General features: G+C 68.7%; 1 pseudogene. It reads left to right on the top strand.

Annotated features, from left to right (window positions below):
* A pseudogene (locus AUL36_RS23065) lies at positions 1 to 230 on the top strand (alpha-ketoacid dehydrogenase subunit beta); the annotation flags it as partial.

The following is a 230-nucleotide window of genomic DNA, read 5'->3' as shown; positions in this document are numbered from 1 at the left end:
CGGGCGATCTCGTCCACCGCTTCGGCGCGGACCGGGTCATCGACACGCCGATCGCGGAACTCGGCGGCGCGGGCGTGGCGGTCGGCGCGGCGCTGACCGGCATGAAGCCGATCTACGAGTTCCAGTTCTCCGACTTCGCGACGCTCGCCATGGAGCAGATCGTCAACCAGGCGGCCAAGCTCCGCTTCATGCTGGGCGGCAACGTCTCCGTGCCGCTCGTCATGCGCTTT

Source organism: Aureimonas sp. D3 (genome assembly GCF_001463805.1).
Classification (GTDB): domain Bacteria; phylum Pseudomonadota; class Alphaproteobacteria; order Rhizobiales; family Rhizobiaceae; genus Aureimonas; species Aureimonas ureilytica_A.
Note: the sequence above shows the minus strand (reverse complement) of the source record. Positions and strands in the feature narration are given on the sequence as shown.